This is a genomic window from Leisingera sp. (assembly GCF_034669605.1).
Lineage (GTDB): Bacteria > Pseudomonadota > Alphaproteobacteria > Rhodobacterales > Rhodobacteraceae > Leisingera.
The window spans coordinates 1-5,469 of sequence record NZ_JAXMOX010000264.1; the positions used below are offsets into that span (position 1 = coordinate 1).

Below are 5,469 nucleotides of genomic sequence, written 5' to 3' on the forward strand. Positions count from 1 at the left end.
CCTTGTCAAACCCCAGCGGTCCCAGCCGGCGCCCAGGAGCAGAAGAACACTAACGTTTCGGCGCCGCAGGTGAACATCAGACAACAGGCAATCATTCCCGCGATGCTGGATCTGCATACTCTCACACACGACGCCGCGGGCGCTTTCGGGTTCTGGTATGATGATACCGCACCCGGATGGCTGCATCCGGTGATGCATCTGGTGTTGGTGCTGGCGCCGGCGCTGCTTGTGCTGACCCTGGCAGGCCAGGCCGCCTGGCTGCTGCGCAGGTGTTTTTTGCGGGGAAAAGCACCGTTCATTTCCGCCCCGCTGCGGACTGGCGGATTGGAACCGGGGTTGCCGCGCTATATCCTGCGGATGACCGGACGGCAGCAAAAGATTCTGGTCCTGCTCAGCTTGACCGCAATGCCGATCCTCTATCTGACGCTAGAATTGCCCAAGCAGATTGTGAACCGTGTCTTCGAAGGCGGAGACGCCGCGGTTCTGGTCTTGGGCTTCGAACTCTCGCAAGTCTCGCTACTGTTTCTGCTCTGCGGCGCCTATCTGGCGGCCATTTCGCTCATCGGTCTCAACAAATACTGGCTGAACATCCGCAAGGGCCGGGTTGCCGAAAGCTTCGTGCGCCGGCTGCGGCTGGCCGTCTACCGCCAGTGGAGGCAGGATCAGCCCGCGGAGCGCCAGGCTTCCATCATGCCGGTTCTTGGCCCCGAGGTTGAACCTGTCGGCGGCTTTGCCTCTGAACTGCTGACCGTCCCGCTGCTACAGGGCGGGACGCTGGCGACGATCCTTCTGTTCATGTTCGTGCAGGATCCGATCCTCGCCGCAGCCGCCCTGACGGTGCTTCCGCTGCAGCTGATCATCGTGCCGAGATTGCAGCGGCGGGTGAACGCCGCGTCCCGCAAACGGATCCGCGAGATGCGCCTGCTGGGGGAAAATCTGGACCGGGACATGCGGGCTTCGGGGCAGGGCGTGCTGCCGGTTGCGCGCAGTTTCCGGCGACTGCAGGACCTGCGCCTGCAAATCCACCGGCTGAAATTCCTGGCCAAGGCGATCAACAACTTCCTGACCGCCCTGACCCCGTTTCTGTTCTATTCTCTGGGCGGCTTTTTTGTATTGCAGGAACGGGTCTCGCTTGGCGCACTTGTGGCGATGCTTTCGGCCCACAAGGAGTTTTCATCGCCGCTGAAGGATCTGTTCCGCTTCTACCAGCAAAGCGAGGATGTGCGGATCCGCTACCAGGAAATCCGCGCCTTCGCGTTCCGCTCCGGCGGAGTGTTCAGACCGGCGTCCGCTGAAGGCCAGCATCAGTTTGACCCGAAACCAGCCCTTCGCGGTAAATCATTCACCATTGAAAGAAAGAGACCCTCATGAACAAGAACCTTGCCATCATGGCCGCTGCAGCCGTGGCAGTGGTGGCGGCCTATTACGTTTACAGCAGCACGAGCGGAAACGACGTACCTACTCAGCGCGCCGCGCTGGAAACCGGTGCCTTGCTTGCCGAGGTTAAGCTGCCGCCGGATTTGAGTGAGACTGCAAAGATCGGCAAGCGCGCCTTCGACGCCGTCTGTGCGGACTGCCACGGGGACAATGCCGCGGGCCGCAACGGCATGGGGCCGCCGCTGGTTCATAAGATCTATGAACCCTCGCACCATGGCGACGCCGCCTTTTTGCTCGCCGTCCGCAACGGCGTGCGCGCGCACCACTGGGATTTCGGCAGCATGCCTCCGCAGCAGGGCCTGACCGATGGCGACGTCAAGGGCATCACCCAATATGTGCGGGAGCTGCAGCGCGTAAACGGGATTGAATAGTCCGGATGCGGGAGACCGGGCCGGAAGCAGTACGGCTCTTGGATCAAGGTGCAGCCTCCCCGGCCAGCCGGTCCAGTTGGTTCAGCACCGCAAATTGGGCAAGAGCGGCGGCGATGGCCGCGGCAAAAACCGCAGGGGTGGCGATCAGGCTGGCGAGCAGGGCGCCCAGCAAGGGAGACAGCGCGGCGGGCGCAGCGAAGGTGTTGAACCACGCTGAATAGGCGGGGCGCCGCTCCTCCGGCGAGATTTCCATGAGAAAGCTCAGGTAGCCGATGGTCACGCCATTCATCATTGCGCCGATGACAAGATAGAGCGCTGCAAAGCCGGCAATGCCCGTCCCGGCGGCGAGCAGGACAAGCACGAGGGCGGGGGACAGGAGGCGGAGCATCGATACCATCCGCAAAAGCTGCAATTTACCAATGCCATCGCCGATGCGGCCCCAAAGCGGGTTCGAGACCAGCGCTCCGGCAGTCTGCGCGGCCAGCAGGGTGCCAACTCCGGCCAACCCGATGCCACTCTCGCGTGCTGCAACGACGTAGAACGGCAGCGCCATCAGCGTTGCGGAGCCAAGCCAGTGAAAGATCAGGAACAGGCGGAAGGCGCGGTCCTTCCGGAAGGTGGCCAGCCCCTCGCGCAGAAAGCCAGCCACTCCTACGCTTCGGGCGCTTGTGCGCTTGCGGGGGGCTGAAGGCGGCTCTCCTGCCGAGACAAATAGCGCTGAGGAGAGGAGCATCAGCGCCGAACCCAGAGCAAACATGAACGCATAGGTCTTCAGCGGCGGCATCACGCCGAAGGCCAGCCGCAACGCGCCCGCGGCGGCGATGGCGAGCAGCCCGCCGCCGAAGAACCGCCAGGCCAGCATCCGGCTGCGGCGGCCGGAGGGGATCGCACGCCCGACAATGTCGTTGTATGGCACCGCAACGACACCGCTGACAAAAGCATAGACTGTCCAGAGCGCGAGAAAGCCTGCGGTGAGCGGAACCTGCGGCCAGTCCGCTCCCTGCCAGAGCAGAACCGCGATGGCTCCGGCTGCAGCAGCCCGGCCAAAAGCACCAAAAGCATAAAACGGCATCCTGCGCTCGGTGCGTTCGGCGAGGTATCCCACCGGCAGCTGCGGCAGCAGCCATCCCAGCCGCAGCACGGCGCTGGCATAGCCGACGGCCAGAGCGCTGCCCGTCAGCATGTGGGTCAGGCTGGCAACCACCGTTGCGCTGTCCACTGCCGCGGATCCGCCCTGAAAGGCCGCCCCCGCTCCGGCAATCCGCCAGAACCGCCGCCGGCCTGCGGCTTTTTGCGCTTCATTGCCCGGCATTGCCTGGCTCCGCCTCAAGCCGCGCATGGCGGATGTCGAAACCCGATTGCCAAAGCACAACAAGCCCAATGCCGACCACAAAGATAATCGTGAGGATATAGCTGAAGAGGATCATCAGAAGCGCCGGCTCGTCAGCAACCCCAAGTGCCTTGAGCGCAAAGCCCGCTCCAAAAACAAAGCCCGCCGGAATCCGCACAAACCGCCCGAGGACCATGGCAAAGCCTGCAAAAACCATGAGAAACAGGTAGTCCCAGGGTCTCAGCACCACACCCGCCGCAAATCCTGCCCAGAGAAAATGCGTCGCCGCCACCAGCTTGCCTGCGACGGCGGCGGCGATTGCCGCGATGCGCCGCGCACGCGCCCTTGGCCAGACAATGCCCGCGCCAAGCGACGCCCTCAGCCTGGGGCCGTCCGCGCCCATGCGCCCGCTGATCCAGTCGAAGAGACGGTTGATCAGCGGTTCCCTGCGGGTGAAGAGGCTGCGGAAACGAAAGAGCCCCCAAAGCAGCCCGCCGAATAGCAGAAGATTCACGGCGCCCGCAACGCTGAGGCCGATGCGCAGGTCTCCATCAATCTGCGGAATGCGCCCCGCCGCAGCCACCGCACCGGCGAAAAGCGCAAACACGACGCCGTCAAGAAACCGCGCAATGATTGCTGTCGAAAGAACCGTGCCCATTTTCAACCCGTGCAGGCGCGCGATCAGCCAAGCCCGAACCAGCGGGCTGACGCCCAGCGGCACAAGCACGTTCACGCCGTATCCCGCGAGCAGCGCACCTGTCAGCGGCAGCGTGCCAACCGGTTTCACGTCATAAAGGATCTGCCGCCACTTCCAGCCGCTCAGCAGCTGTTCCAGCAGGATCGTGGCGGCCAGCACAAACAGCCAAACCGGATTGGCATGGCGCAACCCGTCGAGGAAGCGAACGAAGTCGAGGCTCCCGTACAGCCAGAATATCAGCCAGAGCGCCAATCCTGCCCCCAAGACGGGAAGAAGCCAGCGTTTGATGAAAAGTCCCATGCCGATCCTGCTTGCAGCCCTCGCCTGCCGGACATGCTACCCTCCGTATCATGGTACGGAGTCAATGATTCATCCGGAGAGGAGGCTGCCATGACAGCATTGACGATCGGAAAAGCCGCCCATTCTGCGGGGATCGGAGTGGAGACTATCCGTTTCTATGAGCGCAAGGGGCTGATCCGCCAGCCACCGCGGCCAAGTGCAGGCGGCCCGCGTGACTATGGCGGCGGGACATTGCAGCGGCTCAGGTTCATTACCGGGGCCAAGCGGCTCGGGTTTTCGCTGGCAGAGACGGCTGGCCTGCTGGCGCTGCTGGAGGCGCCCGGTGTAAGCTGCAAGGATGTGCAGGCACAGGCCAAAGCCAAGCGCGGCGAAGTGCAAGCCAAGATCGCAGGTTTGATCCGCATCCGGGAGACGCTTGACCGCCTCGTTGACGCCTGCCCTGGAGAGGGAAGCCTTGCTGACTGTGCAATCCTTGAGGCAATCGAGAGTGCTGAGAATTCAGAAGGCACTTCCTGAAAAGAAAAACCTGTTCATGATGACGGCGTGATGACATTTTTTCAGGGCTGGGCAGGAAGCGGTTTCGCGACCGCAGCGGATGAATGGTTTTCGTCGATGCCGTTCTTTGCCCGCCGTTGCTTGAATATGTTGGCGGATAAACTAAGCGGTAAAACATAACGTTTTGAGGACTTTTTGAGCCCTTCCCCTAGGCTTCGCGCTGGAATGGCTGGCAATGTGCAGTGCAATGAATACATACTTCAGCCTCAATATGCCTGCCTGGCAATTTGCCCGTAACACCTTGGTTGTCAGTTGCGCAGGCCTGTTTCCGCCACTGCTCCTCTATATCGCCCTCACTCCGGGCTTCGGGGCGTTGCTGCTGAGTAGCGGGCCCGCGTTCAGCCGGTTTCTGCGGCAGGTCGTGACAAACGGTTTACCTGTTGTATTTGCCGTCAACTACGTGAGCTTTTTTCTTTTTGCCGTAAGTACCGACAAACAGCGAGAAAGAGCCGCGCCGGCCCGTATCCTCCTGATCGACCTGCCTGCAAGGGTCGTCATTTTCGTCCTGCCGCATGGGGTAATCTATTTCGTCTCGGCCGACTGGTTCGGCTCGTTCGGAGGGGATCACTGGCAGGCGCTGCAGGTGGTTGGGCCCACACTTGTCCGGTCCGCCTTTTTTGAGAACATTTCCGGAGTTTACCTTTACGCGACGCTGGTCAGCGCCTTGCCCCTATACGCAACAGTGATCGACAGCCGGATAGTGTCCCGGGAGTTGGTGTAACTTTGCTCTTCGGCCTTGGCTCGGCCGCAGTCACAGGGCGGCGATTGTCGCCGGGTCC

At 62.1% G+C, this 5,469-nt stretch carries 7 protein-coding genes; 5 read left to right on the forward strand and 2 right to left on the reverse strand.

The genetic code is table 11. The features are described from left to right. The first annotated feature begins 102 nt into the window (after positions 1-102). Entirely contained in the window at positions 103-1,371 is a 1,269-nt protein-coding gene (locus VOI29_RS22280; protein WP_416361578.1) for an ABC transporter ATP-binding protein, read from the forward strand. Then, the gene (locus tag VOI29_RS22285) at positions 1,368-1,808 is read left to right on the forward strand and encodes a cytochrome c (RefSeq protein ID WP_323783784.1); all 441 of its coding nucleotides are present in this window, start codon (positions 1,368-1,370) and stop codon (positions 1,806-1,808) included. The genes VOI29_RS22280 and VOI29_RS22285 overlap by 4 nt, the downstream gene beginning before the upstream one ends. Positions 1,809-1,851: 43 nt before the next feature. Here the strand turns inward: VOI29_RS22285 and VOI29_RS22290 are convergent, their stop codons facing one another. After that, on the reverse strand, positions 1,852-3,120 hold the full coding sequence (locus VOI29_RS22290; protein ID WP_323783786.1) for an MFS transporter: 1,269 nt from the start codon (positions 3,118-3,120) through the stop codon (positions 1,852-1,854). Next, a complete protein-coding gene (locus VOI29_RS22295) occupies positions 3,107-4,135 on the reverse strand; it encodes a lysylphosphatidylglycerol synthase transmembrane domain-containing protein (RefSeq protein ID WP_323783788.1) in 1,029 nt (342 codons plus the stop codon). The genes VOI29_RS22290 and VOI29_RS22295 overlap by 14 nt, the downstream gene beginning before the upstream one ends. A 90-nt stretch (positions 4,136-4,225) precedes the next feature. Between VOI29_RS22295 and VOI29_RS22300 the strand changes: the two genes are divergently transcribed. The 3 genes from VOI29_RS22300 (at position 4,226) to VOI29_RS22310 (ending at position 5,411) form a co-directional block, all read left to right on the forward strand. Continuing rightward, the gene (locus VOI29_RS22300) at positions 4,226-4,651 is read left to right on the forward strand and encodes a MerR family DNA-binding protein (protein ID WP_323783790.1); all 426 of its coding nucleotides are present in this window, start codon (positions 4,226-4,228) and stop codon (positions 4,649-4,651) included. 30 nt (positions 4,652-4,681) lie between these two features. Then, positions 4,682-4,810: a hypothetical protein gene (locus VOI29_RS22305; protein WP_323783792.1), complete on the forward strand. Its 129-nt coding sequence runs from the start codon at positions 4,682-4,684 to the stop codon at positions 4,808-4,810. 67 nt (positions 4,811-4,877) lie between these two features. Further along, positions 4,878-5,411, forward strand: a complete 534-nt coding sequence (locus VOI29_RS22310) for a hypothetical protein (RefSeq protein ID WP_323783794.1) — start codon at positions 4,878-4,880, stop codon at positions 5,409-5,411. Positions 5,412-5,469 lie beyond the last annotated feature (58 nt).

Coding starts and splice junctions, on each gene's coding strand:
- VOI29_RS22280 (WP_416361578.1), top strand. CDS start 103: ATGCTGGATCTGCATACTCTCACACACGACGCCGCGGGCGCTTTCGGG.
- VOI29_RS22285 (WP_323783784.1), top strand. CDS start 1,368: ATGAACAAGAACCTTGCCATCATGGCCGCTGCAGCCGTGGCAGTGGTG.
- VOI29_RS22290 (WP_323783786.1), bottom strand. CDS start 3,120: ATGCCGGGCAATGAAGCGCAAAAAGCCGCAGGCCGGCGGCGGTTCTGG.
- VOI29_RS22295 (WP_323783788.1), bottom strand. CDS start 4,135: ATGGGACTTTTCATCAAACGCTGGCTTCTTCCCGTCTTGGGGGCAGGA.
- VOI29_RS22300 (WP_323783790.1), top strand. CDS start 4,226: ATGACAGCATTGACGATCGGAAAAGCCGCCCATTCTGCGGGGATCGGA.
- VOI29_RS22305 (WP_323783792.1), top strand. CDS start 4,682: ATGACATTTTTTCAGGGCTGGGCAGGAAGCGGTTTCGCGACCGCAGCG.
- VOI29_RS22310 (WP_323783794.1), top strand. CDS start 4,878: ATGAATACATACTTCAGCCTCAATATGCCTGCCTGGCAATTTGCCCGT.